Source organism: Bradyrhizobium sp. SZCCHNRI3043 (assembly GCF_032377735.1).
GTDB lineage: Bacteria > Pseudomonadota > Alphaproteobacteria > Rhizobiales > Xanthobacteraceae > Bradyrhizobium.
The window spans coordinates 274,235-291,699 of record NZ_JAUHID010000002.1 but is presented as its reverse complement, the minus strand read 5'-3'; the positions used below and the strand labels follow the sequence as shown (position 1 = coordinate 291,699).

The following is a 17,465-nucleotide window of genomic DNA, read 5'->3' as shown; positions in this document are numbered from 1 at the left end:
CCAAGCCTATAAGGGATACCAAAATAGGTTTCAATAGATAACTTGTATCCAAGTTGTGAGGTTGCTATACGACGCCGGCTCGCGATCGAGATGAGCACTGAAGGGGATGGAGGGACGCGTGAAGAGCCTCGTGGTGGAGCGGCCCGGCCGCCTGTCGATCGAAACGCGCCCTATTCCTGAGCCCGCCGCGGGCGAGGTCCGCATCAAGGTCGAGCGCGCCGGCATCTGCGGCTCCGACATCCACATCCTGCACGGCAGCAACCCGTTCGCGCGCTATCCGCGCGTGATCGGCCACGAATTCTTCGGCCGCATCGACAAGCTCGGCGACGGTGTCGACGCCAAGCTCGGCGCCCGCGCGGTGGTCGACCCCGTCGTCGCCTGCGGCCGCTGCTATCCCTGCTCGGTCGGCCGCCCCAATGTCTGCGCTGAACTCGCCGTGCTCGGCGTCCACCGCGACGGCGGCTTTTCGGAATATGCCTGCGTACCGGCCGCAAACGCGCATCTGCTGCCGGACAGCGTCGACGACGACAAGGCGCCGCTGGTCGAGCCGTTCTCGATCGCCGCCAACATCACCGACCACACAAGCGTCTTCGCCTCCGACATCGCGCTGGTCTATGGCGCCGGGCCCATTGGCTTGACGGTGATCCAGGTGCTCAAGCACGTCTATGGCGTCAAGGAGCTGATCGTCACCGACCGCATCGACCAACGCCTCGACGCGGCGCGGCACAATGGCGCCGATCGCGTCATCAACACCGCACAGACCGCCCTGCCCGCGGCGCTCGCGGACGCCGGCATCAAGCCGACACTGATCATCGATGCCGCCTGCCACCCCGCCATTCTCACTGAAGCGATTGAGATCGCCTCGCCCGCCGCGCGGATCGGCCTGCTCGGCTTCTCGGCCGAGCCGTCCACGATCGTGCAGCAGAAGGTCACGGCGAAGGAGCTTTCGATCCACGCCTCGCGGCTGAACAGCGGCAAGTTCGCCAAGGTGATCGACTGGTTCGCCAGCGGCACCTTGCAGCCGGAGCGCCTCATCACCCACCGCTTCAGGCTCGACGCCTACGCCACCGCGTTCGAGACGTTCGAGTACAACCAGACCGAATGCTGCAAAGTGCAGCTGATCTTCTGATGCAAACCATCTGATCCAAAACATGGACCGTCTCGGCACCGCCACGCTCCACCGCCTGCCCGCCGGCATCGTCAGGCCGGACTACGACCGTACGACGGTCGCGACCGGGATCGCCCATCTCGGACTGGGCGCGTTCCATCGCGGCCACCAGGCCGTCTACACCGACGCGCTACTCAAGGACGATCCGCGCTGGGGCATCCTCGGCGTCTCCTTACGCTCACCCGACACCCGCGATGCGCTCGAACCGCAAGGCGGCCTCTACAGCGTGACGGCCAGCGATGGCGCCGGCCATGCGCGGCGCGTCATCGGCGCGCTCACCGGCGTTGCGGTCGCGCCGGAAGATCCTGCGGGCCTGATCGCACGGCTGGCCGATCCCGCGGTGCGTATCGTCTCGACGACGGTGACCGAGAAGGGCTACAGCCACGATCCGGCCACCGGCGCGTTGCGCGCCGATGATCCCGACATCCGTCACGACGCTCTCAATCTCACGCATCCGCGAAGCACGCTCGGCTTCATCGTCGGCGGCCTGCGGCTGCGGCGGCAGCGGGGCCTGCCGCCCTACACCGTGCTCGCCTGCGACAACCTTCCCGCCAATGGCCACACCTTGCGCGGCCTTGCCATCGCCTTCGCCGAGCTGACCGACCGCGACCTCGCCGAATGGATCGCGGACAATGTCCGCTTTCCCTCGACCATGGTCGACCGCATCGTGCCGGCCACCACCGACGCCGACCGCAGTGATGTCAGCGCCGCGCTCGGCCTCGACGATGCCTGGCCCGTCGTGACCGAGCCGTTCAGCCAATGGGTCATCGAGGATGAATTCGGCGGCGACCGTCCCGCATGGGACGCCAGCGGCGCGCAATTCGTCCGCGACGTCGCGCCGTTCGAGCTGATAAAGCTCCGGCTGCTCAACGGCGCGCACTCCACGCTCGCCTATCTCGGCTATCTCATGGGTTGCGAGACAGTCGCCGCGGCGATGGCCGAGCCCGATCTTGCCGGTCTCGTCGAGGACATGATGCGCGAGGAGATCACGCCGACCCTGCCCGCGCTCGGCGGCTTCGACGTGGCGGCCTATCGCGCCGCGCTGCTCAACCGCTTCCGCAATCCGGTGCTCAAGCATCGCACGGCGCAGATCGCGATGGACGGCTCGCAGAAGCTGCCGCAGCGCCTGCTCGGCACGATCCGTGACCGGCTGGCGCGCGGCGTGCCGATCACCCGGCTCGCGCTCGCCGTTGCGGGATGGATGCGCTACGTCAGCGGCACCGACGAGCACGGCCAGCCGATCGCGCCGCGCGACCCGCTGGCGGCCAAGCTGCGCGCACTGGCGGATGAGGCCGGCCCGGTCGCGAGCCGGCTCGCGCCGGCGTTGTTGTCGGTTACGTCAGTCTTCGGCCACGGGTTGCCGAACGATCCTCGTTTCGCGCGTGCGGTTGAGACGGCACTCGGTAGCCTCTTCCTGAATGGAACCCGTGCGACTGTCGCGCGGATCCGGCAAGACGTAGGCTGACGTCACGTCGGCTCTGGCCGGACGAACGGGCGACATCAGCATCGAACTAAACGTTCGGCAACAGCTTGCCCGGATTCATCAGCCCGTGCGGATCGAGCGTAGCCTTGAGCTGTCGCATCAGTTCCAGCTCGAGCGGCGGCTTGCACAGCGGCATCTCGGCGATACGGAGCTGGCCGATGCCGTGCTCGGCGCTGATCGAGCCCCTGCGGCGGGTGACCTCGTCGTGGACGATACGGGTGATCCACGCACCGTGCTCGTAGAACTGCGCCTCGCTCATATCGAGCGGACGCATCAGGTTGTAGTGCAGGTTGCCGTCGCCGAGATGACCGAACACCATGGGCCGGATGCCCGGCAGCGCCGCACGGACTGCTGCATCCATCACATCAACGAAATCGGCGATCTCGGCAACGGGGACGGCGATGTCGTGCTTGAGCGCCTTGCCCTCGCGCACCAGCGCCTCCGACACGCTTTCGCGCACGCGCCAGAAAGCCTTCGCCTGCGTGCCGTCCTGAGCAACCACGGCATCTGAGGCGATCCCGTTCGCCATCGCCTCGGCCAGCGCAGTTTCGAGCCGCACGGTCAGCGCGCTCTCGTCACCAATGTCGCTCAGTTCGATCAGCACTGCCGCGCCGGGAAGCGCCGCGAATGGCAGCCGCGTGTCCGGCATTTGGCGCAGGATCATCTCCAGCGTCGCCGAGGTCAGGAACTCGAACGCGGTGAGCCGGTCGCCGCAATGCGCACGCGACAGCCGCAGCAGCGCGAGTGCGGCGGCTGCATCGGCCACGGCGACGAAGGAGGTCGCACGCGCGGTCGGCTGCGGAAACAGCTTGAGCACGGCGCCGGTGATGATGCCGAGCGTTCCTTCCGAACCGATGAACAGATCGCGCAGCGCGTAGCCGGTGTTGTCCTTGCGCAAGGAGCGCAGGCCGTCCCAGATCCGGCCGTCCGGGAGCACCACCTCGAGGCCGAGCGTCAGCTCGCGCATCACGCCATAACGCAGCACGGCGACGCCGCCGGCATTCGCCGCGAGATTGCCGCCGACGGTGCAACTGCCCTCGGAGCCCAGGCTGAGCGGAAACAGCAAGCCGGCCGCGCGCGCGGCGTCCTGCACCTTGGCCAGTACGACGCCGGCATCGACCACGATGGTCTGGCCGATGGGATCGACCGCGCGGATACGGTTCATCCGCGCCAGCGACAGCACGACCGCCCTTCCGCCCGCATCCGGCGTCGCGCCGCCGGACAGGCTGGTGTGGCCGCCCTGCGGCACCACGGCGGAGCGCGCCTCGGCGCAGGCCACCATGACGGCCGCAACCTCCGCGGTCGAGCCGGGGCGCACCACCGCAATCGCAGTGCCATGATACTTGCCGAGCCAGTCGCGCAGATATGGCGCCTGATCCTTGGCCGCGACGAGAACATGCGCCGCGCCGATGGCGCCCTGCAGCCTTTCGATCAGCTCCGTCATGATCAGCGCTTTGACCCTTTGATGGCTTGAGAGGCCGATGCCCGCAAACTAACAGGCCAGCCGATCGCGATCCCAATACCAAGTTGTCCGGCGTCCATAATCGATTGTTATGGGTGCGTTCAGGCCGGCGCCAGCGCCACTGGCGGCGCGATGTGCGGCACGGCTTCGACCAGCTCGCGGGTGTAGTCGGTCTGCGGGTTGGCGAACAGCGCCCGGCTCTCGCCCTGCTCGACGATCAGGCCGGTACGCAGCACGATGGTGCGGTCGCACATCATGCGCACGACGTTGAGATCGTGGCTGACGAACAGGAAGGCGAGATTGTCCTCCCGCCTCAGCCTGTTGAGAAGCTGCAGCACCACGGCCTGCACGGAGACGTCGAGCGCCGCGGTCGGCTCGTCCAGCACCAGCAGCCGCGGCCGGCAGGCGATGGCCCGCGCGATGCCGACGCGCGCCTTCTGGCCGCCGGAAAGCTGGTGCGGAAAGCGCGACAACAGCTCGCGCGGCAGCCCGACGCGGTCTGCGCATTCCTCCACGCGCTGGCGCAGCTTGTCGCCGTTGCGCATGTTCATCAGCCGAAACAACGGATGAGCGACGCAGTCGAACGCGGTATAGCGCGGATTGAGGCTGTCGTTCGGATCCTGGAAGACGATCTGAATGTCCTTGCGCAGCTCGCTCGCGTGGAAGTCGCGTGCCGGGATCTGGCCGATCGGCCGCCCGTCGAACAGGATCTCGCCCTCGCTGGGATCGATCAGGCGGCAGATCATGCGCGAGGTCGTGCTCTTGCCCGAGCCGCTCTCGCCGACCAGGCCGACGCTCTCGCCGCCGCGCATCGTCATCGAGAAGTCGGCCACCCCAACGGTGCCGTCGTCGAAGCGCTTGACGATGTTCTTGACGTCGAGCAGCAGCGGCGTGCCGTGCGGCGGAGGCGGCAGCTCGCTTATCTCGACCAACGGAATCCTCTCGCCATCGGGCACCAGATCCTCGATGCGCGAGGTCGCCGTCGGCGATGCCGCGACCAGACGCTTGGTGTAGGGGTGCTGCGGGCGATGGAACAGCGTGAGCGGCTCGGCCTGCTCGACCAGCCTGCCCTGCTCCATCACCACGACGCGCGCGCAGTAGCGCGCGGCGAGCCCGAGATCATGCGTGATCAGGATCGTCGCCATGCCGCGGTCGGCGGCGATATGAGCGAGCAGGCCCATCACCACCTTCTGTGTGGTGACGTCGAGGCCGGTGGTCGGCTCGTCGGCGATCAGGAGCTGCGGACTGCAGGAGATCGCGATCGCGATCATCACGCGCTGGCACATGCCGCCGGACAGCTCATGCGGATAGGCGCCCATGCGCCGCTCGGGATCGCGGATCTGCACCGCCTTGAGCAAGCTCAGAGCCTCGGCCTGCGCCTCCGGCCGCGACAGACGGCGATGGGCGAGGATCGCATCCGCAATCTGCTGGCCGACGGTGCGGATCGGGTTGAGCGCGGCGCGCGGGTTCTGGAAGATCATCGCCATGGCTGCGCCATGCAGGCTGCGCAGATCGGCGCCGCCGGCGCGGGTGATGTCCTGGCCCTTGAAGCGGATGCAGCCGTCGGTGATGCGGCCGGCCTTGTCGAGCAGATGGGTGATGGCAAAGCCGGTCACCGATTTGCCGGAGCCGCTCTCGCCGACAAGGCCCAGCATCTCGCCGGGCTGCAGCGACAGCGACACGCCACGCACCGCCTCGACGAGGCCGCGACGAGTCGAGAAGGTCACCTTGAGCTTCTCGACCTCGAGCAGCGGCGCCGTCACGTGCGCATCCTCGGATGCGCCCGGCTCTGCTTGGTTTTGACGAGACATCACGTGCGCATCCGGGGATCCAGGATGTCGCGCAGGCCGTCGCCGAGCAGATTGAAGCACAGCACCGCGCTCATCAGCGCAAGTCCGGGAAACGCCACCAGCCACCAGCGCCCCGTGGAGATGAAGCGTGCGCCCTCGGCGACCATGATGCCCCATTCCGGCGTCGGCGGCTTGACGCCGAGGCCGATGAAGGAGAGGCCCGCGGCATTGAGAATGGCCCAGCCGAGATTGAGCGAGATCTGCACCGCCATCGCCGGCAGCACGTTCGGCAGCAGGAAGCGCAGCACCACGGCGATGTGGCTCTCGCCGCAGGCCCGCGCGGCCTCGACCCAGCCGAGATTACGGCGGATGTTCACTTCGGCGCGGGCGAAGCGGATGTAGAACGGCAGATTGATGATCGCGGTCGCGATCACGATGTTCTCGACGCGGTTGCCGAGCGCGGCGACCATCGCCATCGCCAGCACGAACAGCGGGAACGCCATCAGGACGTCGACGAAGCGGCCGACCGCCTTGTCGAGCCGGCCGCCGGCATAGCCGCAGAGCGCACCGACGACCGACCCGAGCGCGAAGGACACGGCGACCGCCGTCACCGCGATGGTGAGATCGAGCCGGCTCGCGACGATCAGGCGGCTCAGCACGTCGCGGCCGAGCTGGTCGGTGCCGAACCAGTGCGCCGCGCTCGGCGGCTGCAGCGCGGCGGAAACCTCGGACGCGACAGGATCGTAAGGCGCGAGCCACGGCGCAACGATCGCGATCAGTGCCAGCAGCAGCGCGCCGCCGGCCGCGACGGCGGTGACCGGATTGCCGCGTAGCACGAACGCGGTATGGCGCAGGGTCGACGCGGTCTCGATCGTGCTCATGCTCACGCCACTGTCGCCCTGGGATCGGCGATGCCGTAGAGCACATCGACCAGCAGATTGACGATCACGAAGATCGTCGCCATCAGCAGCACGAAGCCCTGCACCGGCGCGTAGTCCGACACCAGCAGCGCATCGAGCGCGTAGGAGGCGACGCCCGGCCAGGAGAACACCTTCTCCACCAGCACGTTGGCGCCGAGCATGGTCGAGAATACGATGCCTGCGATGGTGATCACCGGAAGGATCGCGTTGCGCAGCGCATAGGTGACGACGATGCGCCACCACGACAGCCCGACCGAGCGCGCGGTGCGCACGAAGTCGCTGCCGAGCGACACCAGCATCGAGGCGCGGGTGATCCGCGCCAGCGGCGCGATCACGAACAGCGCCATCGTCAGCGCCGGCAGCATCAATTGCCGCGCCGCCGCCCACCAGCCGTCGAGATCGCCGGCGAGCAGGAAATCGATGATCAGGAAACCGGTGCGCTGCGGCGGCAGCGTGGCGAAGATGTCGATGCGGCCCGTTGGGTCCGGCGCGAAGCCGAGCAGATAATAGAACACGTAGATCAGCAGCAGACCGGAGACGAAGGTCGGCACGCAGACGCCGAGCGAGCAGAACAGCCGCACGCCGTGATCGACCAGCGACCCTGGCCGGAGCGCTGCGAGCACGCCAAGCGGCACCGCCGAGACCAGCGCGATCAGCAACGCGGTCAACGTCAGCTCCAGCGAGGCCGGCAGCCGCTCCTTGAGGTCCTTGGCAACGGCCTGCCCGGTCATCATCGAACGGCCGAGATTGCCGCGGCCGACGTCGTACAGATAGATCGCGAGCTGGTTCGGCAGCGGCTTGTCGAGCCCGAGCTGCCGGCGGATCACCTCGATCTCCTCCTGGCCGGCATTGGGACCGGAGGCAAAGAACACGGCCGGGTCCCCCGGCAGCACGCGCATCAAGAGAAAGGTGAACACCAGGACGCCGAACAGCGCCGGCAGCGACGAGACGAAGCGCCGTCCCGCCCGAGCCAAGGTTGCGCCGATCGTGCCCATGGTTATCAGCCGTCCCCGTTACTTGCGGCTCAGGTTACGATAATCGACCTGCCGCGTGAACTGGTAGACATAGCCATCCACCGTCGGCTGCATCACCGCGTCCTGCGCCGCCTGCCAGATCGGGATCTGGAACATCTGGTCGAAATGGACGGCGTTGAGCGCCTTCCCCTGCTCCTCATATTTCGCCTTGTCGGCCTCGAAGCGCGCCTCCTGCGCGATCTTCTCCAGCTCGGCATTGTCGGTCGAGGAGTAGTTCCAGCGCTGCTTGCCGGTGTAGAAGTTGCGATAGAAGTAGTCGGTCGAGGGCAGCCAGGCGACGATGCCCTCGGTGAAGAACGGCAGCTTCTTCTCGTTGATCGCGGTCGACATCTGCGCATCCGGCAGCTTCTGGATGTCCACCTTGATGCCGATCTTGGCGAGCGATTCCTTGACCAATGCGGCCATCGGCTCGGCGGTCGCCGCCTGGCCGACATTGAAGCTGAAGGTGGTGGAGAAGCCGTCCGCCATGCCGGCGTCCTTCAGATAGGCCTTGGCCTTCTCCAGATCGAGCTTGATCGGCTGCGGGATCGGATAGCCGCCGCTCGGCGGCTTGCCGTCAGCCCACGTCGCGCCGTAGAGCGCCGCGCCGCGGCCGAACAAGGCCGCCTTGAACATGTCGTCATAGGGCAGCGCAGAGGCGATGGCGCGACGCACATTGACGTTGTCGAACGGCGGAATGGTGTTGTTCATCGAGATGAAGGTCACCGCATTGTATTGCGGCGTCGAGATCACCTTCAGCTTGCCCTTGCCTTCGAGCGACTGCACGTCGCTCGCCTGCAGATCGATGACCAGATCGGCATCACCGCGCTCGACGAGGTTGGCGCGCGTCGCCGGCTCCGGCACCGACTGGATGATCAGGCGCTTGAACGCCGCCGGCTTGTCCGGCGTGCCGCGGTTCCAGGCCTCGTTGCGCTTGGCGATCACTTGCTCGCCGGGCTTGAAGGTCTCGACGATGTAGGCGCCGCTGCCGGCCGCGTTCTCCTTGGTCCAGTTCAGCGCCCAGGGATCTTCAGCCGTCGCATGCGCCTTGGCCAGCTTGGAGTTGATGATGATCGGATAGACGGTCGCGAGATTCGGCAGCGCCAGCTTGTCCGGCTTCGGCAAGGTCACTTCGAACGTCAGGGGATCAATGACCTTGAACTGATCGGCCGACGTCAGCGAGCCCGTCAGCAGTTGCGCCTTGCCGAGGATCGGCGCGCTGACGCAGCGGTCGAGCGACCATTTGACGTCCTCGGCCGTCACCGGCGAGCCGTCCTGGAACTTGGCGTCGGGGCGCAGCTTGAAGGTGATCTTCAAACCGTCAGCGCTGACCTGATAGGATTCAGCGAGCTCGCCGGTGATCGTGTCGAGATCGAACACCCACTTACCATTGAGCTGCTTGCGACCGAACGACACCAGCCGGTCGTAGCTCGACATCGACAGCGCGAAGGCCTCGCGCGTCGAGCCCGGAATGTTCGGATCGAGCGTGTTGACGGTGGCACCGGTGACATAGCGCAGAGTCTCGGCGCGGCTCTGCGCATGCGCCGATGGCGCAACCAGCATCACCGCGAGCAAGGCGGTCGCAGCGAACAACGAACGTTTGGACATCTCGAAACTCATCGCCCTTGTTCCCTCATTGGTCTCAAAATCCGGGACTGAAATACCCTGCCAGCGGTCACCGGCGGCGCAAGCGCATCAGATGGGAGCGCATCAGATGAGATCGCAGCAGCAATTCACGTGCCACGGCGCACCTCGGCCTGCTTCACATCGTAGGCCTGGAAGCTGGCCCAATGCTTGTCGATGTCGGCCTTGAACAACCCGCGCGTCAGCCCATGCACGAGCTTCGGCACCGCTGTGGTCATTGCATTGATGGAAGAACCCGACGCGCCGAAGCTCATCGTCGAGGCAATGGCAAACACATGGACGTCGCGGATCCACGGCGTTGCGCCAGCCACACGCTCGCACAGCGCATAGTCGTCGGCGAGATAGGGAAAGGCGCCGAGCCGGTCGTTGCGCTCGCTGGCGTCGGGCGTGTAGCGATCGCACCAGCGTGCGATGTTGGCGGCAAAGCTCTGCAGCTCCGGACGCTTTGCGAAGTCCATCGAGATGCCCGTCGCGCTGACTACGAAATCGACTGTGACTTCGTCTTGCGGTGTCCGCAGCACGACTCCGTCGGACGTTTCGCACGCGGCCACGATCGGCGCGCCCTCGTGTAGATGGAACGCGGCATGACGGGCGCAGCGATCATAGGTGTGCTGCGGAAAGCCCTCGCGCAACTCGAGGACCGCGCGCATGAAACGCCAGCGCCAGACGTCGTCGAGCTCGGAGAAATGCCGCAGGAAACCGCGGAACGTCAGCCAGCGATAGGGCTGGATCAGCTGGATTTCCGCTCGGCGGCATAGCAGATCGACGCGCGCCGCACCGGCTTCGAGCGCAGCCGCCGCATTGTCGAACGCCGAGGCACCGGCGCCGATCACGGCGACGCGGCGGCCGCGCAAGCTGTCGAAATCGATCTCGGCGCCGGAATGGGCGCCGCGCGTTGCGGGCAAATGGCGCAGCGGCTCCGGAATGCTCCAGTCGCCCATCCCCTCCTGCCCGGTCGCCAGCACGATCTTGCGGGCGTAGATCGTCGCCTCACCATCCTTGCTGCGCACGGTCGCCTGCAGCAGTCCATCAGCGGCCGGCGCGATATCGACGACCTCGCAGCCGTTGCGCACGGGAAGGTCGAGCTCCTCGCGATACCAGGCGAGATAGTCTGCCCAATATTCGCGCGGAATCAGGTCAAGATTGCGCCAGCTCTCGCCGCCGAACTTCGCCTCGTGCCACGCCTGATAGGTCAGACAGGGTATGTCGAGATCCGGTCCGGTGAAATCTTTCGGGCTGCGCAGGGTCGGCATGCGCGCATAGCTGAGCCACGGTCCTTCGCGGCCAGCTTCGGCCTTGTCGAGCACGAGAATATTGCTGACGCGTGAGCGCAGCAGGGCGAAGGCGGTGGCAAGACCCGATTGGCCGCCGCCGACGATCAACACATCGCGCGCAGGTCGGCCATCGGGACCGATGATAGGCGTCAGCCATGGCATGCTGGGATGCGCGATCCTGGCAAGATCGCTGCGGACCTGGGCCGTCAGCGCGGCGAGACCGGCGCTCATGCCGGCCACCGGATGAAACACGCGCAATCGCGATCGACACGCTCGCTGTCGCTCACGCTCTCTCCATCAGTCATGTCACCCGGCGAGCGAAGCTTAGCAAAGCGAGCCTGGAGCCGACCATACCGATTTGTCCGCCGCCCATAACAGCTTGTTATGGGACGGCAGCGGCAGCTAGAATCGACAGCCATCCGCAGCGAGACAAGAGGTCGCATGCCGCTCAATCTGCGCCAGATCGAGGTGTTCCGCGCCATCATGATGACAGGCTCGATCAGCGGCGCTGCGCGGCTGCTGTCCGTGTCGCAGCCCGCGATCAGCCGGCTGCTGGCCTATACCGAGGATGGCCTCAAGCTCAAGCTGTTCGAGCGCATCAGCGGCCGGGTGCAGCCGACGCCGGAGGCCAGGCGGCTGTTCGCCGAGGTCGAGCACGTCCATCGCGGCGTCGCGCGCATCAACGATCTCGCCGACGAGTTGCGCGCGGGCGGCACCGGGACGATCCGCGTGGTGGCGAGCCCGAGCGCGGGACACAGCATGGTGCCGGAGGCGCTGGCGCGGCTGCGCGGCCGCTTTCCCGACCTGCGTGTCGAGTTCGAGTCGCTGACCCTGCTGGAGATCGTCAGCCGCGTCGGCACAGCCCGCGCCGATCTCGGCATCACCGTGCTGCCGGTCGACGAGCCGACAGTCGCGGTCGAGACGATCGCGGAGGGCGCGCTGCACGTGATCATGCCGGCCGATCATGCCCTGGCGAAGCTGCGCAGCATCAGGCCGAAGGACATGCTGCCCTATCCGCTGGTCGGCTTCGGCCGGCAGACGCCTTATGGCCACATCGTCACATCGGCCCTCGCCGGCGGCCCGGAGCCGACCACCATCGTGCGCTACACGCCCGACGCCTGCGCCATGGCCCGCGCCGGCGCGGGCCTTGCCGTGGTCGACGAATTCGTGCTGCGCGGCCGCGCCTGGCCCGACCTCGCGGCACGGCCACTCGCACCGAAAATTCCGATGCGCGCGCATCTGCTGACGCCACGCTTCGAGCCGCTATCACGCAACGCGGCCGCGCTTGCGGACATTTTGCGCGGGCGCGATCGGAAATCCGGCACTGCGAGGCGTTGAGCTACGCCGCCAGCCAGCCGCCATCGACCGGCAGCACGATGCCGGTCGTGAACGACGCCTCGTCGCTGGCGAGGAACAGCGCGGCGGCCGCGACCTCGTCTGCCGCGCCAAAGCGCTTCATGGCGTGGCGCTGGCGTGAGGCCTCGCGCACCGGCTCGGGATCGGCGTGGCGCGCAAAGCTCCGGCGCAGCAGCGGCGTGTCGATCGCGCCCGGCGCCAGCGCATTGACGCGGATGCCATCGGCGGCGAAGTCGACCGCCATGGTGCGGGTCAGGCTGATGATCGCGCCCTTGGCGGCGATATAGGCGCTGTTGCCTTTGCCGCCGGCGACCGCAAGCTGCGACGCCACGGTGATGATCGATCCGGCCTTCTGCTTCTGCATGATCGGCACCGCGATCTTGGCCCACAGCCAGGTGCCGCCGACATTGGCGCGGAACACCGCGTCCCAGTCGGCGGGATCGGTGGTGACGACGGTGCCGCCACAGGAGAAGCCGGCCGCGGTCATCAGCACGTCGAGCCGGCACCGTGCCCCGGCCACGCCCTCGATGGTCGCCTTGGCAAAGTCGGCATCACCGACATCGCCGACATGGACGCTGCCATCCCCGCCCGCGCTCCGCACAAGCGCCAGCGTCTCATCCGCGCCCGCAGCGTCGCGATCGACCAGGGCGAGATGCGCCCCCTCGCGCGCGAACATCACGGCGCTGGCGCGCCCAATGCCGGAGCCGCCGCCGGTGACGATCGCGACCTTGCCTGCAAGCCTCATCTCAATCTCTCCCGTGCTGATCGAACCAGCGGCCGAAATGCTCCGCCGATGCCGCGCAGTCGAAGCGCGCGCGCCAGCCGAACTCCTCGGCCAGTCGCGTCGTCGACAGCCGGCCGCGGTTCGGAGCAAACACCGGCACCGTCGGCGCCTCGCCCTGCTCCGCGAGCCGGCAGACGAAACCGGAGCGGCCTTGCGCGAAGGCGCGGCCCCAGGCCTCGGCGGTAAACATGGCTGCGTTGGAGATGTTGTAGAGCCTGTGCTGCGGCCTCTCGGCTTCCAGCAACCGGCAGATGGCGTCGGCGACGTCGACCGCATAGACCCAGTCCTTGTCGCCCGGCTCGTTCAGCAGCGCCGGGGCATTGCGCGCGCAACAGGCTGCGATCAGCGCCTGCGGCGATGGCGTGTCGCGCACGCCGCCGGCGCGCTCGAAAGGGCCGAAGACCGCCGACAGGCGCACGCTGATCACGTCGGTTTGCCACAGATCCGACAGCCGCGCGGCGACGCGCTCGGAGGCGAACTTGGTGATCGCATAGAGCGATACCGGCTCGCACGGCATGGTCTCCTCCAGCACGGCAAAGCGCTGACCGCTGTCGCCATAGGACGCCGCCGAGGACAGGTTGATGACGCGGCGGATGCCGCTGCCGCGCGCCGCCTGCAGGATCGGCACCTGCGCAAGCAGATTGACCGCGAGGATGCGCTCCGGGTCAGCCGCATCGCGCTCGGGCCCGGCAGTGATCGCGGCGCCGAGCACGACGGCATCGCAGCCGCTGGCGACGGCGGCCGCGACGGCGCTCGCATCGGTGACGTCCCCCTGCACCAGGTGCAGACGCTCGCGATACGGCGCGAGGGCGCGCTGCGCTGCCGCCGGCAAACCTGCTGCGTCAAAGATCGTCGCAGCATGGCCGCGCTCCAGCAGGCCTTGCGCAATGTTGAGCCCGACGAAGCCGGCGCCGCCGAAGATCAGGACATGCATCAAAGAGTTCCTCGCGTGGACAGCGATCGACGAAGGGCATTCAGCTCTCTCCCCACGTCATGGCCTAGCGCCGTCCCGGCCATCCACGTCCGGCAGCATCCTGGGAAGCACGTGGATGCCCGGGTCGAGCCCGGGCAGGACGGCGGACAGCGGAGCGACCGCGTCGACATGATCAGCTACTCCAACAGCTCTTCGCGCCTAGAGCAGCTTCGCCCCAAAATTCTGCTCCGGGTCCATATCCGCGACCAGGCGCCCCGTCGGCTTCGCAGCCTCGCCACCGCTGCGGGCGAGGAACTGGCCGGAGCCGGGCTGGGCCGACAGTCTGCCGCCGTCAACGATGACGCGGCCGCGCGACAGCACGGTCACCGGCCAACCCTGCACGCTGCGCCCGGCAAATGGCGTGTAGCCGGCGAGGTCGTGCATGGCGGCATCGCTGATCGTGACGTGCTTGTCCGGATCCCACAGCGCGATGTCGGCATCGGCGCCGATCGCGATCGCGCCCTTTCTCGGATGCAGATTGTAGATCTTGGCCGGCGCCGTCGCTGTCAGCTCGACGAACTTGTTGAGGCCCAGCCGCCCCTTAGACACCATCGCGTCGAACAAGAGCGGCAGCCGCAGCTCCAGGCCCGGCAGGCCGTTGGCGATCTGCTTGAAGTTGGGGTTGGGGCCGGCGCGCAGCTTGCCGGTTTCGTCGAACCGATACGGCGCGTGATCGGAAGAGATCGTCTGCAGGTCGCCGAGCGACAGCGCCTGCCACAGCGCCTCCTGATCGGGCGCGCGGCGCGGCGGCGGACTGCACATCCACTTCGCACCCTCGATGCCGGGCTTGTCGAGATCATCGGCCGTCATGAACAGATATTGCGGGCACGTCTCAGCAAACACCTTCAGCCCCTGCCCGCGCGCATCCCGGATCACCTTGGCGCCTTCCGCGGTCGAGACGTGGAAGATCATGATCGGCTGATCGACGAGGGCGGCCATGCCGATCAGCCGGTTGAACGCTTCGGCCTCGGAGAAGCGGGCGTGGCTGATGGCGTGATATTTCGGCGCGGTGTAGCCGCGCGACAGCAGCCGCTTCACCATCCAGGAGATGATGCCATGGTTCTCGGCGTGCGCGCACAGCATGGCGCCGCCTTCGCGCGCGGCGACGAGAATGTCGAGCAGCGGCTCGTCGTCGATCTTGAGCCGGTCGTACGTCATGAAGATCTTGATCGAGCCGTGGCCCTGGCGGATCAGCGCCGGCAGATCGCGCTCCAGCGTCTCCCTGGTCGGATCGGCGACGATCATGTGGAACGCGTAGTCGATCACGGCCCCCTTGCGCGCCAGCGCGTGATAGTCCTCGACCACCTGCGGCAACTGCATGCCGACATGCTGGGCCGCGAAGGAGATCACGGACGTGGTGCCACCGAAGGCGGCCGACGTGGTGGCGCTCTCGAACGTGTCGGCATTGACGATCCCTGCCGCCGAGAACTGCTCGATATGGCAATGGCTGTCGACGCCGCCGGGCAGCACATACTTGCCGCGCGCATCGATCTCGCGCTTGGCCGGGCCGAGCCCGCGGCCGATCGCCGCGATGGTTTCGCCTGATATCGCGACGTCGGCCTCGAACGTGTCGGTGGTGGTGGCGACGCGCCCTCCCCGGATGATCAGGTCATAGGCCGGCTCGGTCATCGCGATCTCCTAGTTCTGCCAGATGGAACGCCGTGGACGCGAGACGACCGCATCGGCCCCATTGCGTCAGCCATGGCATAGTGGTTGCCTGTCACGCGCCGTCAACACTGAAGAAGCAGGTAGCTCCCATGTCCCGCCCGCGCATCACCGTGATCAATCCGAACTCCAACCAGGTGGTCACCGACGGCTTGGCGGCGGCGCTCAAGCCGCTGATGTTCGCCGACGGGCCGGAGATCGTCTGCGAGACCTTGAAGGAAGGTCCATACGGCATCGAGAGCCAGAAGGACGCCGACAGCGTCACCCTGCCGCTGCGGCGTCTCGTCGAGGGCGACAACGCGTCCAGCGCGTTCGTGATCGCCTGCTACAGCGACCCTGGCCTGCATGTCTGCCGCGAGGCCACGGCACGGCCGGTGCTCGGCATCGCCGAATGCGGCGTGCTCACCGCGCTGACCCGCGCCGACACGTTCGGCGTTCTCGCCATCGCGCAGCGCTCGATTCGCCGCCACATCCGCTATCTCCGCCAGATGGGCTTGATGGATCGGTTGGCCGCGGAACGGCCGTTGGACATGACCGTGGCGGAGACGGCGTCAGGCGAAGGCACCTTGGCGAAGATGATCGCGGTCGGCCGCGCGCTGAAGGAGGAGGACGGCGCCGGCGCCATCGTGATGGGTTGCGCCGGCATGGCGCGGCACCGGAAGAGCTTAGAGGAGGCGCTGGGGATTCCGGTGATCGATCCGACCCAGGCTGCGGTGACGATGGCGCTCGGCGCGGTGGCGTTTGCTGGGTGAGTGGCGCTGAGCCTTGCGCTCTGCATTCGCTGATCTGCCCGACCGGTCGCCTCACACACGGCTGTCGTCCCGGCCTTGAGCCGAGACCCATAACCACCGGCTGCGGTGAGGCAGGCAACTAACAGTCACGTTCCTCGATAGCTTCCGCGGTATGGGTCCCGGCGTTCGCCGGGACGACACCATTGTCGTCGCTGGAGTCGAGCACAATAACTGCGATCTGCTTAGCTCCGGCAGCTAAAAAACTCGTTGTTCACTCCGGCGGCACCGCGCCCGTGCGGCTGGTGATCAGCCCGTAATGCTCGATCCGCCGATGCCTGGCGAAGTCGAAGATCGTCTGCTTGCCGAACCGCGTCGCATCGAGATCGCACGGCACGACCAGCACCTCGTCCCCTTCCGTCGCGGCCTCCGCGACGATCTCGCCGTCGGGATTGACGATCAGGCTGCCGCCGATCAGGTGATGGCCGTCCTCGACGCCGGCCTTGGCGACCGCCACCACCCAGCACGAGTTCTGGTAGGCGCCGGCCTGCGCCGAGAGGCGATTGTGAAACAGGCGCTGCTGCAGGCCCTCCGCGCTCTTCAATGAGTTCACCGACGGCGTGTTGTAGCCGATCAGCACCAGCTCGACGTCCTGCAGCCCCATCACGCGATAGGTCTCCGGCCAGCGGCGGTCGTTGCAGATCGCCATGCCGAAGATGCCGCCGAGATTGCGCCACACCGGAAAGCCGAGATCACCCGGCTCGAAATAGCGCTTCTCCAGATGCTGGTGGCTGCGCTCCGGTTCGAACTCCTCGTGGCCCGGCAGATGCACCTTGCGGTACTTACCGACGATGGTGCTGCTGCGATCCGTGAGGATGGCGGTGTTGTAGTGGTGCCCATCCGGCGTCAGCTCGGCATAGCCGAGATACATCGCCATACCATGCTGCGCAGCGCGATCGAACAGCGGCTGCACGGCGGCGTTCGGCATCATCAGCTCGAACCAGCTATCGACCTCCGCCTGATTCTCCATGTACCAGCGTGGAAAGAACGTCGTCAGCGCCAGCTCTGGATAGACGATGAGATCGGCCCCCCGGCGCTTGGCCTCGTCCAGCAGCGCGATCATGCGCGCCACCACCGCCTCGCGGCTGTCGGCGCGCTGAATCGGCCCCATCTGGGCGGCGGCAACGTTGATCACGCGCATGGTT

14 protein-coding genes are annotated in these 17,465 nt (G+C 67.1%); 4 read left to right on the top strand and 10 right to left on the bottom strand.

Going from position 1 to position 17,465, the window contains the following annotated elements; genetic code table 11:
• Nucleotides 1-118 precede the first annotated feature (118 nt).
• Both QX124_RS07100 and QX124_RS07095 read left to right on the top strand, forming a co-directional pair.
• Nucleotides 119-1,129 carry a Zn-dependent oxidoreductase gene (locus QX124_RS07100; protein ID WP_315796759.1) on the top strand — a complete coding sequence of 337 codons (1,011 nt, stop codon included), beginning with the start codon at nt 119-121 and terminating at the stop codon, nt 1,127-1,129.
• 22 nt (nt 1,130-1,151) lie between these two features.
• The gene (locus tag QX124_RS07095) at nt 1,152-2,633 is read left to right on the top strand and encodes a mannitol dehydrogenase family protein (RefSeq protein WP_315796758.1); all 1,482 of its coding nucleotides are present in this window, start codon (nt 1,152-1,154) and stop codon (nt 2,631-2,633) included.
• 46 nt (nt 2,634-2,679) lie between these two features.
• Here QX124_RS07095 and QX124_RS07090 read toward each other — a convergent pair whose 3' ends face one another.
• From QX124_RS07090 to QX124_RS07065, 6 genes are all read right to left on the bottom strand, one after another.
• Entirely contained in the window at nt 2,680-4,095 is a 1,416-nt protein-coding gene (locus tag QX124_RS07090; protein WP_315796757.1) for an FAD-binding oxidoreductase, read from the bottom strand.
• A gap of 119 nt (nt 4,096-4,214) precedes the next feature.
• A complete protein-coding gene (gene nikE, locus QX124_RS07085; RefSeq protein ID WP_315796756.1) occupies nt 4,215-5,876 on the bottom strand; it encodes an ABC transporter ATP-binding protein in 1,662 nt (553 codons plus the stop codon).
• Between the two features lie 47 nt (nt 5,877-5,923).
• A complete protein-coding gene (locus QX124_RS07080; RefSeq protein WP_315796755.1) occupies nt 5,924-6,784 on the bottom strand; it encodes an ABC transporter permease in 861 nt (286 codons plus the stop codon).
• Nucleotides 6,785-6,786: 2 nt separating this feature from the next.
• On the bottom strand, nt 6,787-7,818 hold the full coding sequence (locus tag QX124_RS07075) for an ABC transporter permease (RefSeq protein ID WP_315796754.1): 1,032 nt from the start codon (nt 7,816-7,818) through the stop codon (nt 6,787-6,789).
• Nucleotides 7,819-7,836: 18 nt separating this feature from the next.
• A complete protein-coding gene (locus QX124_RS07070) occupies nt 7,837-9,456 on the bottom strand; it encodes an ABC transporter substrate-binding protein (RefSeq protein WP_315772063.1) in 1,620 nt (539 codons plus the stop codon).
• Nucleotides 9,457-9,569: 113 nt separating this feature from the next.
• A complete protein-coding gene (locus QX124_RS07065) occupies nt 9,570-10,985 on the bottom strand; it encodes an NAD(P)/FAD-dependent oxidoreductase (protein ID WP_315772062.1) in 1,416 nt (471 codons plus the stop codon).
• A 210-nt stretch (nt 10,986-11,195) separates the two neighbouring features.
• Here QX124_RS07065 and QX124_RS07060 point away from each other — a divergent pair, with 210 nt between their 5' ends.
• On the top strand, nt 11,196-12,092 hold the full coding sequence (locus tag QX124_RS07060; RefSeq protein ID WP_315772059.1) for a LysR substrate-binding domain-containing protein: 897 nt from the start codon (nt 11,196-11,198) through the stop codon (nt 12,090-12,092).
• Between the two features lies 1 nt (nt 12,093).
• On the opposite strand, the gene QX124_RS07055 is transcribed toward QX124_RS07060, so the two are convergent.
• The 3 genes from QX124_RS07055 to hydA form a co-directional block, all read right to left on the bottom strand.
• Nucleotides 12,094-12,855 carry an SDR family oxidoreductase gene (locus QX124_RS07055; RefSeq protein ID WP_315781826.1) on the bottom strand — a complete coding sequence of 254 codons (762 nt, stop codon included), beginning with the start codon at nt 12,853-12,855 and terminating at the stop codon, nt 12,094-12,096.
• A 1-nt stretch (nt 12,856) separates the two neighbouring features.
• Complete coding sequence (locus tag QX124_RS07050; protein WP_315796753.1) at nt 12,857-13,828, bottom strand: NAD(P)-dependent oxidoreductase; 972 nt, start codon at nt 13,826-13,828, stop codon at nt 12,857-12,859.
• 198 nt (nt 13,829-14,026) lie between these two features.
• Nucleotides 14,027-15,496, bottom strand: a complete 1,470-nt coding sequence (gene hydA / locus QX124_RS07045; protein WP_315796752.1) for a dihydropyrimidinase — start codon at nt 15,494-15,496, stop codon at nt 14,027-14,029.
• A 128-nt stretch (nt 15,497-15,624) separates the two neighbouring features.
• Between hydA and QX124_RS07040 the strand changes: the two genes are divergently transcribed.
• A complete protein-coding gene (locus QX124_RS07040) occupies nt 15,625-16,284 on the top strand; it encodes an aspartate/glutamate racemase family protein (protein ID WP_315772054.1) in 660 nt (219 codons plus the stop codon).
• Nucleotides 16,285-16,534: 250 nt separating this feature from the next.
• On the opposite strand, the gene QX124_RS07035 is transcribed toward QX124_RS07040, so the two are convergent.
• Nucleotides 16,535-17,461: an N-carbamoyl-D-amino-acid hydrolase gene (locus QX124_RS07035; RefSeq protein ID WP_315796751.1), complete on the bottom strand. Its 927-nt coding sequence runs from the start codon at nt 17,459-17,461 to the stop codon at nt 16,535-16,537.
• Between the last annotated feature and the right edge of the window lie 4 nt (nt 17,462-17,465).

Coding starts and splice junctions, on each gene's coding strand:
- QX124_RS07065 (WP_315772062.1), bottom strand. CDS start 10,985: ATGAGCGCCGGTCTCGCCGCGCTGACGGCCCAGGTCCGCAGCGATCTT.
- QX124_RS07075 (WP_315796754.1), bottom strand. CDS start 7,818: ATGGGCACGATCGGCGCAACCTTGGCTCGGGCGGGACGGCGCTTCGTC.
- QX124_RS07050 (WP_315796753.1), bottom strand. CDS start 13,828: ATGCATGTCCTGATCTTCGGCGGCGCCGGCTTCGTCGGGCTCAACATT.
- QX124_RS07080 (WP_315796755.1), bottom strand. CDS start 6,784: ATGAGCACGATCGAGACCGCGTCGACCCTGCGCCATACCGCGTTCGTG.
- QX124_RS07035 (WP_315796751.1), bottom strand. CDS start 17,461: ATGCGCGTGATCAACGTTGCCGCCGCCCAGATGGGGCCGATTCAGCGC.
- QX124_RS07055 (WP_315781826.1), bottom strand. CDS start 12,855: ATGAGGCTTGCAGGCAAGGTCGCGATCGTCACCGGCGGCGGCTCCGGC.
- hydA (WP_315796752.1), bottom strand. CDS start 15,496: ATGACCGAGCCGGCCTATGACCTGATCATCCGGGGAGGGCGCGTCGCC.
- QX124_RS07090 (WP_315796757.1), bottom strand. CDS start 4,095: ATGACGGAGCTGATCGAAAGGCTGCAGGGCGCCATCGGCGCGGCGCAT.
- QX124_RS07040 (WP_315772054.1), top strand. CDS start 15,625: ATGTCCCGCCCGCGCATCACCGTGATCAATCCGAACTCCAACCAGGTG.
- QX124_RS07095 (WP_315796758.1), top strand. CDS start 1,152: ATGGACCGTCTCGGCACCGCCACGCTCCACCGCCTGCCCGCCGGCATC.
- QX124_RS07060 (WP_315772059.1), top strand. CDS start 11,196: ATGCCGCTCAATCTGCGCCAGATCGAGGTGTTCCGCGCCATCATGATG.
- QX124_RS07070 (WP_315772063.1), bottom strand. CDS start 9,456: ATGAGTTTCGAGATGTCCAAACGTTCGTTGTTCGCTGCGACCGCCTTG.